At 40.0% G+C, this 21,150-nt stretch carries 15 protein-coding genes, 2 tRNA genes and 3 rRNA genes; 7 read left to right on the forward strand and 13 right to left on the reverse strand.

From position 1 onward, the window contains the following. Nucleotides 1-38 precede the first annotated feature (38 nt). Nucleotides 39-1,238, forward strand: a complete 1,200-nt coding sequence (locus HUV91_RS10405; protein WP_174493344.1) for a hypothetical protein — start codon at nt 39-41, stop codon at nt 1,236-1,238. Between the two features lie 83 nt (nt 1,239-1,321). Continuing rightward, nucleotides 1,322-2,695, forward strand: coding sequence for a dihydrolipoyl dehydrogenase (locus tag HUV91_RS10410; RefSeq protein WP_174493345.1), 1,374 nt, complete (start codon nt 1,322-1,324; stop codon nt 2,693-2,695). 109 nt (nt 2,696-2,804) lie between these two features. On the opposite strand, the gene rrf is transcribed toward HUV91_RS10410, so the two are convergent. From rrf to HUV91_RS10450, 8 genes are all read right to left on the reverse strand, one after another. Then, a 5S ribosomal RNA gene (gene rrf / locus HUV91_RS10415) occupies nt 2,805-2,919 on the reverse strand. Between the two features lie 176 nt (nt 2,920-3,095). Next, a 23S ribosomal RNA gene (locus HUV91_RS10420) occupies nt 3,096-5,988 on the reverse strand. 384 nt (nt 5,989-6,372) lie between these two features. Beyond that, nucleotides 6,373-6,448: transfer RNA gene (locus HUV91_RS10425), tRNA-Ala, on the reverse strand. Nucleotides 6,449-6,522: 74 nt separating this feature from the next. After that, nucleotides 6,523-6,599, reverse strand: a tRNA-Ile gene (locus HUV91_RS10430). A 59-nt stretch (nt 6,600-6,658) separates the two neighbouring features. Next, nucleotides 6,659-8,195 (reverse strand): 16S ribosomal RNA (locus tag HUV91_RS10435). Together the 16S, 23S and 5S rRNA genes with 2 tRNA genes alongside form the textbook arrangement of a ribosomal RNA operon. 446 nt (nt 8,196-8,641) lie before the next feature. Beyond that, nucleotides 8,642-9,712, reverse strand: a complete 1,071-nt coding sequence (locus tag HUV91_RS10440) for a DUF6670 family protein (RefSeq protein ID WP_174493346.1) — start codon at nt 9,710-9,712, stop codon at nt 8,642-8,644. Between the two features lie 20 nt (nt 9,713-9,732). Beyond that, the gene (gene pssA, locus HUV91_RS10445) at nt 9,733-10,560 is read right to left on the reverse strand and encodes a CDP-diacylglycerol--serine O-phosphatidyltransferase (protein WP_130074401.1); all 828 of its coding nucleotides are present in this window, start codon (nt 10,558-10,560) and stop codon (nt 9,733-9,735) included. A gap of 37 nt (nt 10,561-10,597) precedes the next feature. Beyond that, on the reverse strand, nt 10,598-11,455 hold the full coding sequence (locus HUV91_RS10450) for a 23S rRNA (adenine(2030)-N(6))-methyltransferase RlmJ (RefSeq protein ID WP_130074400.1): 858 nt from the start codon (nt 11,453-11,455) through the stop codon (nt 10,598-10,600). A gap of 114 nt (nt 11,456-11,569) precedes the next feature. On the opposite strand from HUV91_RS10450, the gene HUV91_RS10455 reads away from it, so the two are divergent. Further along, entirely contained in the window at nt 11,570-12,172 is a 603-nt protein-coding gene (locus HUV91_RS10455) for a 2OG-Fe(II) oxygenase (RefSeq protein ID WP_174493347.1), read from the forward strand. A 94-nt stretch (nt 12,173-12,266) separates the two neighbouring features. Beyond that, on the forward strand, nt 12,267-12,794 hold the full coding sequence (locus HUV91_RS10460; protein WP_174493348.1) for a hypothetical protein: 528 nt from the start codon (nt 12,267-12,269) through the stop codon (nt 12,792-12,794). A 66-nt stretch (nt 12,795-12,860) separates the two neighbouring features. Here the strand turns inward: HUV91_RS10460 and HUV91_RS10465 are convergent, their stop codons facing one another. The 5 genes from HUV91_RS10465 to HUV91_RS10485 all read right to left on the reverse strand — a co-directional run bounded on the left by HUV91_RS10465 (nt 12,861) and on the right by HUV91_RS10485 (nt 17,621). Then, the gene (locus HUV91_RS10465) at nt 12,861-13,112 is read right to left on the reverse strand and encodes a DUF2789 family protein (protein ID WP_174493349.1); all 252 of its coding nucleotides are present in this window, start codon (nt 13,110-13,112) and stop codon (nt 12,861-12,863) included. A 209-nt stretch (nt 13,113-13,321) separates the two neighbouring features. Further along, nucleotides 13,322-13,558, reverse strand: coding sequence for a DUF2789 family protein (locus tag HUV91_RS10470; protein ID WP_130074396.1), 237 nt, complete (start codon nt 13,556-13,558; stop codon nt 13,322-13,324). Between the two features lie 210 nt (nt 13,559-13,768). After that, the gene (locus tag HUV91_RS10475; protein ID WP_130074395.1) at nt 13,769-14,755 is read right to left on the reverse strand and encodes a malate dehydrogenase; all 987 of its coding nucleotides are present in this window, start codon (nt 14,753-14,755) and stop codon (nt 13,769-13,771) included. A 169-nt stretch (nt 14,756-14,924) separates the two neighbouring features. Then, a complete protein-coding gene (locus tag HUV91_RS10480; protein ID WP_130074394.1) occupies nt 14,925-15,587 on the reverse strand; it encodes a ribonuclease T2 family protein in 663 nt (220 codons plus the stop codon). 45 nt (nt 15,588-15,632) lie between these two features. Continuing rightward, nucleotides 15,633-17,621, reverse strand: a complete 1,989-nt coding sequence (locus HUV91_RS10485; RefSeq protein ID WP_130074393.1) for a lytic transglycosylase domain-containing protein — start codon at nt 17,619-17,621, stop codon at nt 15,633-15,635. A gap of 264 nt (nt 17,622-17,885) precedes the next feature. Between HUV91_RS10485 and miaB the strand changes: the two genes are divergently transcribed. The 3 genes from miaB to ybeY are packed head-to-tail and all read left to right on the forward strand — an operon-like array spanning nt 17,886 to nt 20,974. Further along, nucleotides 17,886-19,340, forward strand: coding sequence for a tRNA (N6-isopentenyl adenosine(37)-C2)-methylthiotransferase MiaB (miaB, locus tag HUV91_RS10490; RefSeq protein ID WP_130074392.1), 1,455 nt, complete (start codon nt 17,886-17,888; stop codon nt 19,338-19,340). A gap of 38 nt (nt 19,341-19,378) precedes the next feature. Further along, nucleotides 19,379-20,455 (forward strand): PhoH family protein, encoded by a 1,077-nt coding sequence (locus HUV91_RS10495; protein WP_130074391.1) that lies wholly within the window; start codon nt 19,379-19,381, stop codon nt 20,453-20,455. A 33-nt stretch (nt 20,456-20,488) separates the two neighbouring features. Beyond that, on the forward strand, nt 20,489-20,974 hold the full coding sequence (gene ybeY, locus HUV91_RS10500; protein ID WP_174493350.1) for an rRNA maturation RNase YbeY: 486 nt from the start codon (nt 20,489-20,491) through the stop codon (nt 20,972-20,974). Nucleotides 20,975-21,150: the final 176 nt, after the last annotated feature.

Raw genomic sequence — 21,150 nt, forward strand, 5'->3', positions numbered from 1 at the left:
TTTATACATACATTTCAAATCATTTTTTTGGGGTACTCATGAATTTTCTGAAAGGAACATTAGCATTAAGTCTGTCTTATTTACTCGTTGCGTGTGGTGGTGGAGGTAGCGATGGTTATTATGATAAAGTTACTAATAATACACCTCCAACAACACAATCTGAAGAAACTATCAAAGCACAAAAAACATTAGATCTACTAAAAACTGAAGGGCAATATTTATTTGGAAACTATGATCCAAATGATTCTACAACAGCTAAAGGCTATATTGATCATGCTTTAGATACCTTTTCTCAAGGCCCTTTGCGACTTGCCACTGATGTAAAAAAACTCTTTGATACAGATAAATCTAACTTTAAATACTACAATGTTTGTTTTGCTGGTGAAGGTAATCAAATATATGAGAACACACCTTGTTATGTACTTCAAGGCGAAGCAAATATTAAAGCTGCTCTAAACAAAATCTCACCCAATACTTATCAAAATTGGGATTTTAACGTGACTAAAGACCAATTAAATTCTCTAAAAATTTCACCTGACCAAATATCAAAATTTACTGGTGAAGCATTCCTGATCATTTTTGATAATCAAAATAAAGATAAAGCCTTTAATGATGTATGGGTTGCGGGTGTTTTTGGCTATCCTTATAAACAGTCATGGGGTTTAACACAAACAGATCAATTACGTATTGTTTCAATGAATGGAGAAGGTGAATATAATGTAACCTCTTCCCCAAAAACAACCACTCCATCAACAATAGAGCCAGAAGAAGAAGCTAAAACTTATGGTGCTTTAAGTATTTATAAAGATCCAACATCAAAAGATGGTGAATTATATGTACTACAAAATAATTCTAGTTTTGATGTATTAATTAATGATAATCCAAATACACCAAATGTTGAGCCAGTATCCTTTATAGTTTCCTCTGTTCCAGGTGATCCAACAGCATTAGCTACATATCGCATTAAAGCGAATCTAGATCAAGTCTTAGATTTACCTAATGTTTCTGCAATTTCTGGTATACGTATAGAAAATGAATTACCTTCAAAAAATGAGCAAAGCTTCACTGGTAGTATTCATCTCGAAGGTAGAAATATTTTTACCTTTAAACAAGCCCTAAATGGTTCAATATTGAAATTCAAACATGCACTTAATGGTATTATGTTTGAGGGACAATCTGTCAATCAGAATGGTAAGATTAGCACAACTTTAACTCAACCAAATAACATCAAATACTAATGTAAATATTTGCAAGAAAGCCTTCATTTGAAGGCTTTTTTTATTATATTCTTTTTAAAATAGTGAGTTATGAGTTATTTTTTATGTACGATATTATTATTATTGGTGCGGGAACTGCGGGAATTGCAGCCTATAAAGAAGCTGTAAAATACACCAATAAGCTTCTGATTATTAATGATGGTCCTTGGGATACAACATGTGCACGTGTTGGCTGCATGCCAAGTAAAGTGCTTATTTCAAGTGCAAATCGTCTATATGATATACAACATGCAGATGAAGTTGGAGTAAACATTAAAGCAGAGATTAATACGACACAAATTATGCCGCATGTCCGCCAACTGCGTGACCAATTTACACAAGCAACATTAAAAGATGTAGAAAGTTGGAATTCTACCCATAAAATAAATGGCAAAGCCAAATTTATTAATTCCAATACAATCGAAGTCAATCAACAACAATTTCAAGCAAAAAGTTTTATTATTGCCGTAGGCTCAACACCAAGTTTTGATGTTGCATGGAAACAAGAACTCAAAGAACACCTTATTACCTCAGATCAAATCTTTGAATTAGAGCAACTTCCTAAATCACTCGCAGTCATTGGCAGTGGTGTAATTGCAATTGAGCTAGCACAAGCCATGCAGCGTTTAGGTATAAAAACAACTGTTTTTGCACGAAGTAAAAAAGTCGGTTCACTTTCTAGCCCACAATTGCAAGAATTAGCACAACAAACAATTGCCAAAGAAATAAATATTTTATTTGAAACACTGCCACAAAAAGTTGAAAAAACAAAAAATGGTGTAAGAATTCATTATCAACGTGGAAATGAAAATATAACTTTAGAGGTTGAGTACTTATTAGTAGCAACAGGTAGACAATCTTTGCTGAATACCCTGAATCTAGAAAATATTCATCCTGAATATCAAGACCTAAAAAAACTTCCGATCCATCCCCAAACGAAGCAATTAGCAAACTTACCTATTTTTATTATTGGAGATGCATTTACAAATACACCTATTCAACATGAAGCGGCTCATGAAGGTAGAATGGCTGTACACAATTGTCTAAATACCCCAATTAAAAATATTAAGACATTAACACCACTTGCGATTATGTTTAGCTCACCTGAAATGGCAACAGTAGGACAGAGTTATAAAGCATTAAAAGACAAAGAAGTTGATTTTATCACTGGTTTCGCATCCTATCAAAAACAAGGACGTGCTCTTGTACTCGGTAAAAATAAAGGTGGCATTGAAGTTTATATTGATAAAACATCACGAAGACTTTTAGGTGCAGAACTTTTTGTAGAATCCGCTGAGCATATGGCACATTTACTTTCTTGGATGATCGCTGAAGAAGTAACACTTGACGATCTTCTTACAAAACCCTTTTATCATCCAACACTTGAGGAAGGGTTGCGTACTGCTTTAAAACATGCAAGAAGACAATTAAATCAATAAAATATAACAAGGAATAATTGAAATAATTATTCCTTATTTATAAATATTATTTTCCCACCCGCCATAAAAAACACCCCCAACCTTTCAGTTGAGGGTGTTTAAATTTAAAAGCTGGCGATGACTTACTCTCACATGGGTAATCCCACACTACCATCAGCGCTAAGAGGTTTCACTTCTGAGTTCGGGAAGGGATCAGGTGGTTCACTCTTGCTATTGTCGCCAGCAAACTGTTATGGACCTTATTCGGGTCTTATTTAAACTGTGATTTACAGTGTATGCCTTACTTCGTACCAAATGAGTTATTAACAGGATAATTTGAGTTGCTATTGTAACTAGCTTTTGAACTAAATCAAGCATTTTGCTTTGAATTCATTGAAACATACAACTGTTTGGGTGTTGTATAGTCAAGCCTCACGAGCAATTAGTATTGGTCAGCTTCATGCATCGCTGCACTTCCACATCCAACCTATCAACGTCGTAGTCTTCAACGGCTCTTTAGAGGACATAAAGTCCTAGGGAAATCTTATCTTGAGGTAGGCTTCCCGCTTAGATGCTTTCAGCGGTTATCCCTTCCGAACATAGCTACCCGGCGATGCGACTGGCGTCACAACCGGTACACCAGAGGTTCGTCCACTCTGGTCCTCTCGTACTAGGAGCAGATCCTCTCAAATTTCCAGCGCCCACGGTAGATAGGGACCGAACTGTCTCACGACGTTCTAAACCCAGCTCGCGTACCTCTTTAAATGGCGAACAGCCATACCCTTGGGACCTGCTTCAGCCCCAGGATGAGATGAGCCGACATCGAGGTGCCAAACACCGCCGTCGATATGAACTCTTGGGCGGTATCAGCCTGTTATCCCCAGAGTACCTTTTATCCGTTGAGCGATGGCCCTTCCATACAGAACCACCGGATCACTAAGACCTACTTTCGTACCTGCTCGACTTGTGGGTCTCGCAGTTAAGCGCGCTTTTGCCTTTATACTCTACGCGTGATTTCCGACCACGCTGAGCGCACCTTCGTACTCCTCCGTTACTCTTTAGGAGGAGACCGCCCCAGTCAAACTACCCACCAGACATGGTCCTCGCTCCAGATAATGGAGCAGAGTTAGAACCTCAATATTACCAGGGTGGTATTTCAAGATTGGCTCCACCGAAACTAGCGTCTCGGTTTCAAAGCCTCCCACCTATCCTACACAAGTAAGATCAAAGTTCAATGTCAAGCTGCAGTAAAGGTTCACGGGGTCTTTCCGTCTAGCCGCGGGTACACCGCATCTTCACGGCGATTTCGATTTCACTGAGCCTCTGCTGGAGACAGCGCCCCCATCATTATGCCATTCGTGCAGGTCGGAACTTACCCGACAAGGAATTTCGCTACCTTAGGACCGTTATAGTTACGGCCGCCGTTTACTGGGGCTTCGATCAAGAGCTTCGCTTACGCTAACCCCATCAATTAACCTTCCAGCACCGGGCAGGCATCACACCCTATACGTCCACTTTCGTGTTTGCAGAGTGCTATGTTTTTAATAAACAGTTGCAGGGGCCTAGTTTCTGTGGCTGCTCTCAGCTCAGGAAGCAAGTTCCATCACCAAAAGCAGCGTACCTTCTCCCGAAGTTACGGTACCATTTTGCCTAGTTCCTTCAGCAGAGTTCTCTCAAGCGCTTTGGTCTACTCGACCTGACCACCTGTGTCGGTTTCGGGTACGATTCCTGTGTAACTGAAGCTTAGAGACTTTTCTTGGAAGTATGGTATCAGCCACTTTACTGTACAAGTACAGCTTGCTATCAGTTCTCAGCATAGAGTACCCCGGATTTGCCTAAGATACATGCCTACAACCTTTCACCTGGACAACCAACGCCAGGCTGACTTAACCTTCTCCGTCCTCTCATCGCATTACACAGAAGTATTGGAATATTAACCAATTTCCCATCGACTACGCCTCTCGGCCTCGCCTTAGGGGTCGACTCACCCAGCCCCGATTAACGTTGGACTGGAACCCTTGGTCTTTCAGCGAACGGGTTTTTCACCCGTTTTGTCGTTACTCACGTCAGCATTCGCACTTCTGATACCTCCAGCAGACTTCTCAATCCACCTTCATCGGCTTACAGAACGCTCCCCTACCACGTATACATAGTATACATCCGCAGCTTCGGTACTATATTTTAGCCCCGTTACATCTTCCGCGCAGGCCGACTCGACTAGTGAGCTATTACGCTTTCTTTAAAGGGTGGCTGCTTCTAAGCCAACCTCCTAGCTGTCTATGCCTTCCCACATCGTTTCCCACTTAATATAGATTTTGGGACCTTAGCTGGCGGTCTGGATTGTTTTCCTCTTGACTACGGACGTTAGCACCCGCAGTCTGTCTCCCGGATAGTACTCATTGGTATTCGGAGTTTGCATCGGTTTGGTAAGTCGGGATGACCCCCTAGCCGAAACAGTGCTCTACCCCCAATGGTATTCGTCCGAGGCGCTACCTAAATAGCTTTCGGGGAGAACCAGCTATCACCGAGTTTGATTAGCCTTTCACCCCTATCCACAAGTCATCCCCTGGCTTTTCAACGACAGTGGGTTCGGTCCTCCAGTTAGTGTTACCCAACCTTCAACCTGCTCATGGATAGATCACCCGGTTTCGGGTCTATACCCAGCAACTATACGCCCTATTAAGACTCGATTTCTCTACGGCTCCCCTATACGGTTAACCTTGCTACTGAATATAAGTCGCTGACCCATTATACAAAAGGTACGCAGTCACCGAACAAGTCGGCTCCCACTGCTTGTATGCATGCGGTTTCAGGATCTATTTCACTCCCCTCACAGGGGTTCTTTTCGCCTTTCCCTCACGGTACTGGTTCACTATCGGTCAGTCAGGAGTATTTAGCCTTGGAGGATGGTCCCCCCATATTCAGACAAGGTTTCACGTGCCTCGCCCTACTCGTCATCATTATATGTGCCCTTTCGTGTACGGGACTATCACCCTCTACGGTCGCACTTCCCAGAGCGTTCCGCTAAAACACATATAACTTAATGGGCTGATCCCCGTTCGCTCGCCGCTACTGAGGGAATCTCAATTGATTTCTTTTCCTAAGGGTACTGAGATGTTTCACTTCCCCTCGTTCGCCTCGTATGACTATGTATTCATCATACGATACCTACCTTATGGTAAGTGGGTTTCCCCATTCAGAAATCTCCGGATCACAGGATATTTGCCGCCTCCCCGAAGCTTATCGCAGGCTATTACGTCTTTCATCGCCTCTGACTGCCAAGGCATCCACCACATGCACTTAATTACTTGACTATACAACCCCAAACAGTCGTTCATCCCTACAAGTAGGATGAGCAACAGATCAACTAATTACTCAGTCAATCATACAGTTGGCGTCTTGTGCACTTAAGCACTGTACAGCTTCAATCTAAATTCATATACCAAAACGCTTGATTCAGTTTTATCGCTAGTAACTCATTTCTTGTAGTTGCCTACTTGAAACGAGTATGAACAATTTATTTCAACTCAAATATATTCTGTTAATGATTCACTACGTCTTCGTCAGATCGCAGTCAACTGTGATAAATCACAGAGCTTAATAACAATGCAGCGTATTATACGCTTCTTTATCACTAAGCTCTATAAGCTATCATTTTATTTGCTTGTTTATTAGCTAGTTAACATTCTGTAAGAATGTGGTGGAGACTAGGAGAGTCGAACTCCTGACCTCCTGCGTGCAAAGCAGGCGCTCTACCAACTAAGCTAAGTCCCCAGCTTAAGATCTAAAATATCTAATTCCCTGTACTCAATATTTAATTTTTCAATTAAATAATGTGTTCGTCAGAATGGTGGGTCTGACAAGACTTGAACTTGTGACCCCACGCTTATCAAGCGTGTGCTCTAACCAACTGAGCTACAGACCCTCAGATACTTCAATGAAGAACAACTTGTTGTGGATTCTTACCGATCGTCAATCTTTCGTTAAGGAGGTGATCCAGCCGCAGGTTCCCCTACGGCTACCTTGTTACGACTTCACCCCAGTCGTCGGCCACACCGTGGTAAGCGTCCTCCTTGCGGTTAGACTACCTACTTCTGGTGCAACAAACTCCCATGGTGTGACGGGCGGTGTGTACAAGGCCCGGGAACGTATTCACCGCGGCATTCTGATCCGCGATTACTAGCGATTCCGACTTCATGGAGTCGAGTTGCAGACTCCAATCCGGACTACGATCGGCTTTTTGAGATTAGCATCCTATCGCTAGGTAGCAACCCTTTGTACCGACCATTGTAGCACGTGTGTAGCCCTGGTCGTAAGGGCCATGATGACTTGACGTCGTCCCCGCCTTCCTCCAGTTTGTCACTGGCAGTATCCTTAAAGTTCCCACCCGAAGTGCTGGCAAATAAGGAAAAGGGTTGCGCTCGTTGCGGGACTTAACCCAACATCTCACGACACGAGCTGACGACAGCCATGCAGCACCTGTATGTAAGTTCCCGAAGGCACCAATCCATCTCTGGAAAGTTCTTACTATGTCAAGACCAGGTAAGGTTCTTCGCGTTGCATCGAATTAAACCACATGCTCCACCGCTTGTGCGGGCCCCCGTCAATTCATTTGAGTTTTAGTCTTGCGACCGTACTCCCCAGGCGGTCTACTTATCGCGTTAGCTGCGCCACTAAAGCCTCAAAGGCCCCAACGGCTAGTAGACATCGTTTACGGCATGGACTACCAGGGTATCTAATCCTGTTTGCTCCCCATGCTTTCGTACCTCAGCGTCAGTATTAGGCCAGATGGCTGCCTTCGCCATCGGTATTCCTCCAGATCTCTACGCATTTCACCGCTACACCTGGAATTCTACCATCCTCTCCCATACTCTAGCTTCCCAGTATCGAATGCAATTCCTAAGTTAAGCTCAGGGATTTCACATCCGACTTAAAAAGCCGCCTACGTACGCTTTACGCCCAGTAAATCCGATTAACGCTCGCACCCTCTGTATTACCGCGGCTGCTGGCACAGAGTTAGCCGGTGCTTATTCTGCGAGTAACGTCCACTATCTTTAGGTATTAACCAAAGTAGCCTCCTCCTCGCTTAAAGTGCTTTACAACCATAAGGCCTTCTTCACACACGCGGCATGGCTGGATCAGGGTTCCCCCCATTGTCCAATATTCCCCACTGCTGCCTCCCGTAGGAGTCTGGGCCGTGTCTCAGTCCCAGTGTGGCGGATCATCCTCTCAGACCCGCTACAGATCGTCGCCTTGGTAGGCCTTTACCCCACCAACTAGCTAATCCGACTTAGGCTCATCTATTAGCGCAAGGTCCGAAGATCCCCTGCTTTCCCCCGTAGGGCGTATGCGGTATTAGCGTCCCTTTCGAAACGTTGTCCCCCACTAATAGGCAGATTCCTAAGTATTACTCACCCGTCCGCCGCTAGGTCCAGTAGCAAGCTACCTTTCCCCGCTCGACTTGCATGTGTTAAGCCTGCCGCCAGCGTTCAATCTGAGCCATGATCAAACTCTTCAGTTAAAATCATTTTGCACCTTATTTAAAGAAAAGGTGCCAATTCTGGCTCATCAATTACTGACATTAATTTCTCAAATAAACTTCGAGTAATTTCTACCATCAATCAATGAAAATAATTTCGATCAATCAACCAGTAAAAATCCACACAAGTTGTTCTTCATATTCTCTTAATGATCTTCTTAATGCTTCGTCAGCATCAAGCTAGGTCGGCTATATTACTCTCTATCTCTAAAAAGTCAACATGTAATGAAAATTATTTTTAATCCTTCCTCCTAAAACCCAACTTAATCAATTCAACCAAGTCATTGTTTTATCAGAAGTTTTAATCTTCATCACCGCCGATGGATGTGCATTCTACAGCATTTCAGATATGACACAACCCCTTTTTTGATTTATTTTTTAAAAAGCTTATTACTTGCTTATTTATTCTACAATTTTGGCTGTTTTTGTTATTTTTTGAGCGCACATGGCATGATATTCATTGCTTCATCCGCTTTTTTTTCGTCATTTTCTTTTTCTTGCCACTTTAAAGGACGACAATCAATGTATTCACAGTAGCCACTTTCTCCTGTTTCTTCAATTCCATCAATATTTACACAATATTTAAAACTGCCGACATAGCCTGCTGCTAGACCAAATTTATAATCACCACGGCTTTCTGCATGGATTTCTATTTTTCTATTTCCATTTTGAAAAGTCCAATAAAACTCTCGTGGTAAGTACATTTCTTGGTGATTTGGTGTTTTTACTTTTGGATACACTCGCAAAATTTTGAAATGAACATCTTCATCAAACATCTCAGCGATTGAAGTTTGCGCATCTCTAAAATAAATACGCGACTGTACGATTTGATTAAAGTTATTACGAATCTGTCCTAACAACAATTGACGTTGATTTTGCAGGTTAATAATTTGATAGGTAAAAAAACACAAAGGTAAATAAGGAATATTGATTGCGCGAGCATATTCAAATGAACCCATTTCATCAATGTTGTAACTTTGTCCCTTGTAACTCAGTTCACCTCGACAATGACACAGCAAAGACCAATGATTAAAAATACCTAATTTTAGTTTGGTGAAATGTGAAATGATCGGTGTGGTTTGAATTTTAAGATCAAAACTCAGCTCGTCATCTTGGCGTGTTAATCGAAAAAATGGAAAAGTACCTTGTAATATTTCTTTATTTGCAAATTGATAAAAATCTGATTTGAAGTTGCAATCATTTTCAATGGAATAAGAAGAAAAATGCCCAGCCATATGCGCACTACAACTTACAATAATCGTTGCTGTATCCAAAGCTGTAGTGTGAATCGCATCTTGATTACGTAATATAGGAATGTTGGATTGCCCAATGATGCTCAGGAAATTGAGGTAATATAAAGGTGCGGGTAGATTAGGAATCATCAATCCTTGATGAATAATTTTAAATCGTCCACGTTGTGGATGATAATCGAGCTTCAGCGGAAAAGGAGCCTGATTGAGCTGTTTGGATTCATCGATAAAATTCATGAACAACTGCATATCAAACTCCTATTTTTTTATTAGCTCACCGCATTTTTTCTAGCCAGAAAAGTGGTTATAAATCCAGACATGGCATAGATAATTGAAATAATAAGAATGCCTACAGGAATATTATAGGTCACTGCTGCCAAAATAAATACAGCGATTGGTAACACGAAAAATGGGACACGTTTACGATCAACAGTTTTAAATGAATAATATTTGATATTGGAAATCATCAATAATCCTACAGCGACAATAATCACAGCATTGACAATTTGAATACCGATATCTTTCAAATCAAAAATAGCGGGAAAATCTCGTCCAACCCAGACCAATGAAATGATCATCACAGCAGCTAATGGACTTGCAACGCCAATAAAATAGCGTTTATCGACTACACCGATTTGCACGTTAAAACGTGCTAAACGAAATGCAGCACATGCGGTATAGACAAAACATGCAGCCAAACCGATGCGACCGAGATCATGTAAACTCCAACTGTACATTAGGATTGCAGGTGCAACACCAAATGCCAGTAAGTCAGAGAGCGAATCAAATTGTTCACCAAATGCACTTTGCGCACCTATTGCACGGGCTACACGTCCATCTAAACCATCAAATAAAGCAGCAAGGAAAATTGCATAAATCGCTTGGGTAAAATCACCATTCATACTGGCAATAATTGAGTAAAAACCCGATAACAATGCAGCAGTGGTGATTAAATTTGGCCACAAGTAGATCCCGCGACGTTTGACCTTTTCCCCTTCATAGGTATGCTCCACTTCTTCGACTTCAAAGGTAATGCCGTCAAAAGCATGATCATCGTGCGAAGAAGGATTGCTTTCAGGTTTATTTATATTTGTCATTGTTCGATCCTACTGTGACCTTTTTCATCAATTTTGCTTATTCGCCAACTAACCAACGTACTGCTGCATGACCACCATTTTCACTCATACGTAAATGTGGAAATAGCCATTGTAAAGCTTCATCAGCATCTTCAGAGAATTTCCAAGGTGGATTAATCACCAATAGACCACAACCATTTAAACCTACAGGCGTGTCATCTGGCCAGACACAGACTTCACACACCAACTGACGGCGAATACCTGTTTTGATCATTTTCTTTTCAAAGCGTTCAATCATGGCACGATCTTTAATTGGATACCAAACTGCAAAAATACCTGTAGGCCATTTTTTATAAGCTGCAACTAAAAGTTCTACCAATTGAGGAAAATCTTTACGTTCCAACTCATATGGTGGATCAATCATAACCAACCCACGTTTTTCTTTCGGTGGAATCACACCAAGTAAGCCTTCATAAGCATCACGCTCATGTAAGCCTGCACGTTTGTCACGAATATTATAATAAAGCTGTTGAAATACATCTCGTTGCATTTCAAAAATAGTGGCTTTATCTGTTTCACGCATACCTTCAAGTGCAAACCACGGCGAACCTGGATATGCCCCTTTGCCTGAACCTGCACGCATATCTTCAACAATTTTAAGATATTGTTTTACGCCTTCAGGCGCATTACGCTTAATCGAGTCATCTAATTTGACCAAACGGTGAATACCATTTAAAAATTCACCTGATTTTTGTGCTTCTGCAGTCGATAAATCGTATCTACCCGCACCACCATGCGTGTCTACATAACGATATGGTTTATCTTTGCCATTTAAACGTGCCAAAATTTGCAGCAATAACACATGTTTCATGACATCGGCAAAGTTGCCTGCATGGAAATGGTGACGGTAATTCATGTTTTGATTCATTCCTAAGTTCAACAACTATTTTAGCACGAAAAAATATTTCTTCACTGTCCCGTTCTTGTTCTAAAATAAAGCCTTTATTTTTTCGTTATTTTTTGGATATGTATGGATGTGATCTTTCTCCCAAAGTCTTGGAATGTTGATCAAATTTTAGATGATTTAGATCAACACGGTTTCGCCATTATTGATGATGTTTATCCCACAGACTATTTACAAGCACTTGTACTCGAATGTACCACCCACCTTAATGAATTTCGTGCTGCTGCCGTTCAAAATGGTGTCATCAGCAATATTCGTAGTGATCATATTTTATGGATCAATGACAATTTAGACATTGCCCAACAACATATCGACACATTAAAACAACTCTCCAATACATTAAATCGTTATTTTTATTTAGGAATCAATGAAGTAGAAGCACATTTTGCTTGTTATAATGCAGGCGAATTTTATACTTTACATCGTGATAATCCACAAGGTAAAAATGGTCGAATGATCTCCGCTGTGTATTATTTACATGAGCAGTGGCAAGATGATTGGGGTGGTCAATTACATCTACAAGATAAAAATAATCAATGGCACTATATCCACCCTAAACCCAATCGTCTTGCGATATTTCAGAGTGATTTATTACACGAAGTCATTGAAGCTAAACATCAGCGTTTATCCATTACAGCATGGCTGCGTTCAGATCAGCAACTATTATAAGTTTTACGCTTTGTTCTTTTTAGCTGCTCATTATCTTTAAATTTAAATATTCATCCTCATATATAGCGCTATTGAAAAATGAGGATGAAGGCGCATGTTTGAAAATACAAAACAAATCATTGCACGTATTGGTGAAACAGACCAAATGTATTTGCAAGAAAACACGCCTGAACTCGCTTTGGAACGAGCTGACTTACGCTTGCAATTGGTGGTACTTAGCCATGTACGCCAAGAACAAATTCATTTTCTACAAGAAGCCATTGTATTGCTTGAAAGTGCACGTGTGGAATATGAAGAAATGCCGATGAGTTTATATCTCAAATTGTCGCTACATTTAGCTAAAGCTTATATGTTGTATTTTGAAATTACTCAAGAAAATCGTTTTGCATTAATTACGCAGCAAATTTTAAAACCATTAACACCGCATGAACATAATGAAATTTATTTCTTCCTTGCTTATGCCTCTGCGGTTAAAAATGAATTGGCCTTAACACGACATTGGCTCACTAAATATGTGAAAACTGAACAATGTGATGTAGCATTATTGCAAGAACATCCTGCATTTAAACAGGTACGTCAAAACACATGGTTTAATGATTTAATTCAACATAAATTACATTAAGCTTTGAATTTAAAACAAAAAAAGATGGTGAAATACCATCTTTTTTTCAGTTTGAAATAAATACTTTTAAGCCGTTTGTAGTTTATAGGCATCCATGTGTAATTGTTGATTTAGTTCATCAATCCACATTGCCCAATCATCATCTTGAACCAAATGACTGATTAAAAAGTCACGTTGTGATTTATTCCAAAATGGCGCGTCATGCAAATTTTGACTAGATGTTAATTGATGAGTACGAATATAGAGCTCAATTGCAGCAGGACTATTTGCCAAACCGAGCTGAGAAAATAATAAGGCTAAAGATGGTTGAGTGTTCATGAGCTTCCTGCCCTCCCTCGGTAAATTTTTATCGTTCAAACATTTATGAAGCTTATCCAATAAATTTATATCAATAAAATTGTATTTCCTTATACAACCAACTTATAAGAATTTAGACAAAAAAAATAGTCCTAAGACTATTTTTTGTTGTTTCAATTTGTGATTAATTTTCACACACTTATAGAAAGCATAGACATTCTATTTAAAATCTAAGACTTATCTGCCAATAACTCGTTCAGTTCATCAATCACCAAAGCCCAATCGTCATCTTTACGCCAATGGCTTGCAATAAACTCACGCTGTGAATCACTCCAAAAACTCGCTTCATGTAGCATCGCCCCTTGTGGTAGCTGATGTGTTGCAACAAATTGATCAATTGAAGCCTGATCTGAATCCAATCCCAATTGATCAAATAACAATTTAAGTGTTGGTTGTTCATCAAACATATTATTTTCCTGCGTTGCTTATTGTTAAAGTTTAAATTGACGATATCACTTTTAAAATTAACTGTTTTTTATTCTAAATTCAGCATGATCTTGCTTTATTCTTGTTATTGTTTGTTAATCATTTTTATCAACGAATACCAATAAAAAGCACCCCCAAATGGAGTGCTTTTTTTAATTCAATCTAAAAGATCAACGATCTTAAAAATTCAATTATTTAACCATGTCAGCAACTGCTGCACGTTCGCCTTCTAACTCTTCTAAAGTGAAGTTGATACGTTCACGGCTGAATTCGTCGATTTCAAGACCTTGAACGATTTTGTACTCGCCATTTTCGCAAGTTACAGGGAAACCGAACATTACACCTTCAGGAATACCATAAGAACCATCAGAAGGAATACCCATCGTTACCCATTCACCGTTTGTACCAAGCGCCCAATCACGCATATGGTCGATCGCAGCGTTTGCAGCAGATGCAGCAGAAGATAAACCACGTGCTTCGATGATCGCAGCACCACGTTTACCAACAGTTGGAAGGAACACATCTTTGTTCCATTCTGCATCATTGATTTTGTCTTTTAAGCTTTCGCCGTTTACTGTCGCAAAACGGTAGTCAGCATACATTGTTGGAGAATGGTTACCCCAAACAGTCATGTGTTTGATGTCAGAAACTGCAACGTTCGCTTTTTGAGCAAGTTGAGTTAACGCACGGTTGTGGTCAAGACGTAACATTGCTGTGAAGTTTTTCGCAGGAAGATCTGGTGCAGATTTCATTGCGATATAAGCGTTAGTATTTGCAGGGTTACCTACAACAAGAACTTTAACATCACGGCTTGCAACTTCATTCAATGCTTGACCTTGACCGATGAAGATTTCACCGTTCACTTTAAGTAATTCAGCACGTTCCATACCTGGACCACGTGGACGTGAACCAACTAAAAGTGCATAATCAGCATCTTTAAATGCAACTTTAGGATCATCAGTACCGATCATGCCTTCTAATAATGGGAATGCACAGTCGTCTAGTTCCATCATTACGCCTTTAAGCGCAGCTTGAGCTTTCTCAAATGGAACTTCTAATAATTGAAGGATAACTGGTTGGTCTTTACCAAGCATTTCACCACTAGCGATACGGAATAATAAGCTGTAACCGATTTGACCTGCAGCGCCAGTAACGGCAACACGAACTGCTTGCTTCATGTAATTATCTCCAATTGAGGATCGTTAATGTGATTAAAGGACTATTTCCATTTAATCGAATTATCATAAACGCCAAAGATTGTACTCCAATCTTTGGCGTTATGCATTTAAAAGAAAATGATTTTCAACAAAAGTATTATAGGAAAAATAAATAAGTGCTTTCAAAACCTTAATAGGCACCTTTTATGGAAAAACTATTTGGGCAATTTGAAACTAATTGACTTGAGCATTGTTTATATTGACCATTTACTTTGTAACAGACTTCGATTTCAGTCAAAATTGTGCTTGATCGACTGCTTTGGCAAATAAAATTCAGACTATTTGAAGGCAAACTTGGGTTCAGTTTAGTAAATTGTGCTTTTAATTGATTGTGATACACCACTCGACTGTCTGCACTGGTCAGATCAGCAGGAATTTTTAATTTTTCAGCCAAATTAATCATTGTCCTAAAATATTGGCTCGCATTCATGGGGACACACCCTCCAACACTCGCCCAAAGTTGGGTTCGTGCATTTTGATCGGGCATCACACGAGCAACAACTTTAGATTGTAGTGGCGTAAGTGTTGCAGATGAAGATGTTTGGCAATCTTTTTGTGTGGTTTCAGGTAGTAAACCTGTAATGGTCAGTGAATAGCCTTCTAAACATTTACGTTGCTTTTGTTTAGAGCTATCCAAAGCACAAACCGCTGGCGTCAACTGTATTTGCATTACATAACCTTGTGGTCGTGCGGGTGCAGCAGATGCATCCATTTTAAATAAGAAAAATCCTGTGCAGATCAATACCCACACACGAATTTTTCTTTTCAAGCGATTCAACACAACGTTCTTCATTGTAACCATGCACACAAAAATTTATTACAAAATCATCCAATTCTGTTATTCAAAAGCTCGAATGGCAATATTTGGCATACGGCTTTCAATGACTTGTGGTCCTTGCCCGAGTAACATGCCGTAATGTACCGCATTGGTCATCACATTTTTTACATAATCGCGTGTTTCATTCAGTGGAATCGCCTCAGTATATTGATCTGCGGCTAAACTGCGATCATTTGGCTGCCAACGTTTAGCACGGTTTGGGCCTGCATTATACCCCGCTGTCGCTAAAACAGGATTATTACTTAACTGTTGTTGAATCATAGATAAATAATATGTGCCATAGCGAATGTTGGTATTTGGATCACTCAGTGCGGCAGGATTATAGGTTTCACCCATTTGTCGTGCAACTTGCTTTGCTGTCCCTGGCATGATTTGCATCAGACCACCTGCCCCCACATGTGAACGAGCCGCAGTGACAAAACGACTTTCTTGACGCATCAAACCATATGCCCAAGCAGGGTCAATGCCAACATTACGACTGTGACTGACAACCAAAGATTGATGTGGTGTGGCATAACGATAACTATAGTTATGCTTTTTCTTAGTACGGTCTGCTGCATAAATTGCACGATCATACCACCCCATATTCGTCGCACGTTGTGCAGCAGCAAGCAATAAACCATCATCTTGTTTTAAATACGCTTGGCGCACGGCCCAGTTCCATTCACGATTGGTATAACTCGGATTGGCATTGATATTTTTTAAGGCAAATGCACGGCGGAAATGAATATCTTGATTCAAACGTTGCACATCGCTTGACGATGGTTGTTCCTGACTCAAACCGTCATTATATTTTTGACCAATATGATCTCTTGCTAAGAGATTATGGTAATCATCGCCTGACATTGCCAAACGTTTAAAAATTTCTTCGGCTGTCTTTTTCGAGGATTTATCACCCCGTTGTTCAGATGCACGTGCTAACCAATATTGCCAACGATCTTCTTGTTTCTGCGTGACACTCATGCTCTCAATCGCACGAATGACACTTTCCCAAGCGCCAAAACGAATGGCTTGTCGTGCATAAATCTCAGCCTCTTCTGCACTAAATGGCACACCATAACTGGCATCTAAACTTTCTAAGACTTGGCGATTGAAATTATTTTTCATCACCGTTGTCCCGCCGATATAACCGACTGTACGGTATAAATACTTTTGTACTGTATCTGGCACACCCTGAGCAAGGCGTGGCACAGACTGTAAGGCAGAGGTTAAATCAGTGTCCGCAGCACGCCCTAAAGCAAATATCATATAAGCATAATCTGTAACATTAGCTTTAGGTGCTGTCCATAAATAATTTAATGGATTGGCTTGAATCTGATTAAGTTGTGCCAATGAAAGATTAACACCGATCGACTGTGCGGTAGCAATGGCTTGTCCAGACTGCCCCGCACGAAGCTGTGCATAGAGTCGCTGTTGACGATCTTCAGCCGTCAATAACGGACTAGACAACATTAAACGACCTAAGCCATTACATGATTCAGGTTGAGAATTGGTCGCCAACCAAACATCTTTAAACTCAGCAAAGACTAAGGAATCGCCTGTTTTGGCACGTACTTGTGCCATAGCACAACTTTCTGCTTGGTCTGGATTAGACACATAAGCCAAAACAGGTTGAGCACTCGCAAAGTCGGCTTGTTTCACTTTTTCTTCGACATAATCTGCAGCAAGCTTTTCTGCCATAGCAGACTGTGGGTAACGCTGTGCAAAGCTCACAATATTTGCAGCAGGTTGAAATGCTAAATTTGAATTTAACGAGAAATATTCCGGGTAATATCCTAATGCATCATTTTGCATGGAATACTTGTATTGCTCTAAAGCTGCTGGATTATTGGCATTACGAAGTACATCATTAAATTGTTCTTCTACAGCCTGCGTGACTTGTAAACCTGCACATGCAACTAAACCTAAAACACACGATGTTATTTTATTTTTTTTGATTGATTTTTGATTTAACACGTTTTCTCTCACCAAGGTATTGTTATCTTGCATGGTTAACCTTTTTCAACATCGCACGAAATAACGTGTAGTTTAATTATTCTCATGCTTTTCTACTGTTCTGTTGTGTAACCTTATGATTCAACGTTATTAATTTTATCCATTTTTCGTTCTTTTTTAGCATAATTTGAATATTCATCTTACTGTATAGATTTTTATTATGGCTTTGTATGTAAATACTGTAAAATGCGCTACTTTATTGGTTTGACGAAACGTCACTCCATTTAATTTTTGGTTTTATATAGGATAAACACCTCCATGACGGTTCAAACCTTCATCCCCAATGGTGCCAAAGCTGCCTCAGAAAACACTGTTCTCCAGCCACAGCACACCCCAGCAGACGGTACAGTGAAAAAACTGTATATCGAAACGCAAGGGTGTCAGATGAATGAGTATGACAGTCATCGTATGGCAGATCTTTTAGGCGATTCACACGGTTATGTACTGACCACTGATCCTAAAGATGCAGATATTCTCCTAATGAATACCTGTTCAATTCGTGAAAAAGCACAAGAAAAAGTGTTTTCTGAATTGGGTCGCTGGCGCAAATTGAAAGAACAAAATCCAGATTTAGTGATTGGTGTCGGTGGATGTGTTGCTTCGCAAGAAGGTGACAATATTCAAAAACGTGCGCCATATGTCGATATGGTTTTTGGTCCACAAACCTTACACCGTTTACCACAAATGCTTGATCAACATCATGATCAAGTCGAAAAACCAAAAAAAGAAAAAATTAAATTGGTCGATATTTCATTTCCAGATATTGAAAAATTCGACTTTTTACCTGAACCACGTGTGGAAGGTTTTAAAGCTTTTGTTTCGATCATGGAAGGCTGTTCAAAATACTGCTCTTTCTGTGTTGTACCATATACACGTGGTGAAGAAGTTTCTCGTCCACTTGATGACGTTTTAGCTGAAATCGCAGGTTTAGCTGAAAAAGGCGTGCGTGAAATTAGCCTTTTAGGTCAAAACGTGAATGGTTACCGTGGTGAAACCTTTGAAGGTGAAATCTGCACCTTTGCAGATTTACTGCGTTTAGTCGCGGAAATTCCAGGGATTGGTCGTCTACGTTACACAACTTCACATCCACTTGAATTTAATGATGATTTGATTCAATGCTACCGCGACTTGCCACAAATGGTTTCACATTTACATTTGCCTGTACAAAGTGGCTCAAATGATGTGTTACAAGCAATGAAACGTAACCATACTATCGATGTTTATATCGATAAAATTGCGAAGTTACGTAAAGTTCGCCCAGATATGCATTTATCTTCAGACTTTATTATTGGCTTCCCTGGTGAAACTGATGCAAATTTTGAAGAAACTTATCAGTTTATTCAAGATTTAGATTTTGACCATTCTTATAGTTTTATCTATTCAAAACGTCCAGGTACGCCAGCATCTGAACTTGCAGATGAAACGCCTGAGTCTGTCAAGAAAGAACGCTTGGCTAAAGTTCAACAATGGATTAAACAATCCAGTATTGAAAAAACTGATGCCATGCTTGGAACCATCCAACGCGTTCTAATTGAGAGTGTTTCCAATAAAGATCCTAATTTATTGGTTGGAACCGCAGACAATACACGTTTAGTAACATTTATTGGCGATGCGAATTGGGTGGGACGCTTTGCAGAGATTGAGATCACAGAGATTAAAACCTTAAATTTAGTTTATGGTGAACTCTTGAATCTTGAGCCTGACGTGTCGTAATGTAGAGCTATCCATTAAGCTTATAAAAAGGATATCTCTTGACTGCCGAAATTCGACGTACAGTAGCTTTTCCTGGCATTTCTATGGAACGTTTAAAAAGCATGCTTGGTGCTTATAACAGCCATATGAAACAAATAGAACAACGTTTAGAGGTCAAAATCTCCCATCGAAGTGAAGCTTTTTTTATCGATGGGAAATTAGATGCTGTTGAAAGAGCAGAAATTTTATTGCAACGTTTATATGACGAAGCTGAATTTTCTGCTCAAATTAGTGCAGATACCGTTCACCTCATGATTCAAGGCAGTCAAACTGACCGAGAGTTACAAGCTGATTTATCAGATAACGAACATACAGGGCTTGAAGCCATTTGGCTGCAAACTCCTAAAGGGCGTGTTAATCCACGCGGCATCAACCAAAAACGTTATGTACAACGTATTTTACAAAGTGACATTTCTTTCGGGATTGGTCCTGCAGGTACGGGTAAGACCTATCTTGCTGTTGCTGCCGCAGTCGACATGCTTGAGCGCAACGAAATTCAAAGAATTTTACTCGTCCGTCCTGCTGTTGAAGCGGGTGAAAAGCTAGGTTTTTTACCCGGCGATTTAACTCAAAAAATTGATCCCTACTTACGCCCACTTTACGATGCCTTGTATGAAATGCTTGGCTTTGAAAAAGTCGCAAAACTCATTGAGCGTCAAATCATTGAAGTTGCTCCCCTCGCCTATATGCGTGGTCGTACTTTAAATCATTCTTTTGTTATTTTGGATGAAGCGCAAAATACTACACCTGAACAAATGAAAATGTTTTTAACGCGTTTAGGTTTTGGTTCACGGGCTGTCATTACGGGAGATATTACCCAAGTTGACTTACCACGTGGTCAACAATCAGGTCTTGCGCATGCACTGCGTGTACTTGAAAATGTCAAAGAAATTCATATCACACGTTTCCATTCTCGTGATGTTGTTCGTCATCAATTGGTTCAAAAAATTGTTGAAGCTTATGAAGGATGGGAAGGTGAACAACACCGTTTAAGTTCTGCTGCACGTGCTGAGCGTAAAGCGCTACAACAAGCCCTCATCGCAGACAATGATCTCAAAGCAGATGCACAGGACTAAAACGTTATACATGGTTAAAGTTAAGGATTCATTTTGAAACTTAGTTTATCGTTACAACAAGCGTTTGAGGCACCTGAATTGGTACTCAAACGTGCCTATATAAAAAAAGTCGTTGAAACGACACTGCGCTTTATTGACACACAAAGTGATTGTGAAATTGGTATTGCCTGTGTGGATGTCGATGAAAGTCACAAACTCAATTTAGAATATCGTGGCAAAGACAAACCAACCAATGTTCTGTCTTTCCCAAGTGATTTGCCTGATGAAATGGCTCAAATCTTAGATACATTCCCCATTGGTGATTTGGTGATTTGTATTCCTGTGGTTTTACAAGAAGCACTTGAACAAGAAAAAACACCGATTGAGCATTTCACCCATATGCTGGTGCATGGTACTTTGCATTTAATGGGTTATGACCATGAAACTTCTGAAGCTGATGCTGAGGAAATGGAAGCTTTAGAAATTGAGATTTTGGCAAAATTAGGTTTCGATAATCCTTACACCATCAAAGAAAGTTAATATCAACTTTCCTTGCTAGATAAGTAATGTCAGCATTGCTTATCTTGCTTTTATTTGAGAATAGGAAAATCGTTACACTTATACGGTAAAATTACAAAAGTTAGTTCTATCACCGCAAACACCTTTTATCTATACTGTCAAAGTCCCTAAAAATATTAGATAATTCATCACTTAAA

This window comes from Acinetobacter sp. Marseille-Q1623, assembly GCF_902809895.1.
Taxonomy (GTDB): Bacteria; Pseudomonadota; Gammaproteobacteria; order Pseudomonadales; family Moraxellaceae; genus Acinetobacter; species Acinetobacter piscicola_A.

Bases quoted from the DNA above. Each gene is read 5' to 3' on its own strand.
- HUV91_RS10405 (WP_174493344.1), top strand. From the start codon at position 39: ATGAATTTTCTGAAAGGAACATTAGCATTAAGTCTGTCTTATTTACTC.
- HUV91_RS10410 (WP_174493345.1), top strand. From the start codon at position 1,322: ATGTACGATATTATTATTATTGGTGCGGGAACTGCGGGAATTGCAGCC.
- HUV91_RS10440 (WP_174493346.1), bottom strand. From the start codon at position 9,712: ATGCAGTTGTTCATGAATTTTATCGATGAATCCAAACAGCTCAATCAG.
- pssA (WP_130074401.1), bottom strand. From the start codon at position 10,560: ATGACAAATATAAATAAACCTGAAAGCAATCCTTCTTCGCACGATGAT.
- HUV91_RS10450 (WP_130074400.1), bottom strand. From the start codon at position 11,455: ATGAATTACCGTCACCATTTCCATGCAGGCAACTTTGCCGATGTCATG.
- HUV91_RS10455 (WP_174493347.1), top strand. From the start codon at position 11,570: ATGGATGTGATCTTTCTCCCAAAGTCTTGGAATGTTGATCAAATTTTA.
- HUV91_RS10460 (WP_174493348.1), top strand. From the start codon at position 12,267: ATGTTTGAAAATACAAAACAAATCATTGCACGTATTGGTGAAACAGAC.
- HUV91_RS10465 (WP_174493349.1), bottom strand. From the start codon at position 13,112: ATGAACACTCAACCATCTTTAGCCTTATTATTTTCTCAGCTCGGTTTG.
- HUV91_RS10470 (WP_130074396.1), bottom strand. From the start codon at position 13,558: ATGTTTGATGAACAACCAACACTTAAATTGTTATTTGATCAATTGGGA.
- HUV91_RS10475 (WP_130074395.1), bottom strand. From the start codon at position 14,755: ATGAAGCAAGCAGTTCGTGTTGCCGTTACTGGCGCTGCAGGTCAAATC.
- HUV91_RS10480 (WP_130074394.1), bottom strand. From the start codon at position 15,587: ATGAAGAACGTTGTGTTGAATCGCTTGAAAAGAAAAATTCGTGTGTGG.
- HUV91_RS10485 (WP_130074393.1), bottom strand. From the start codon at position 17,621: ATGCAAGATAACAATACCTTGGTGAGAGAAAACGTGTTAAATCAAAAA.
- miaB (WP_130074392.1), top strand. From the start codon at position 17,886: ATGACGGTTCAAACCTTCATCCCCAATGGTGCCAAAGCTGCCTCAGAA.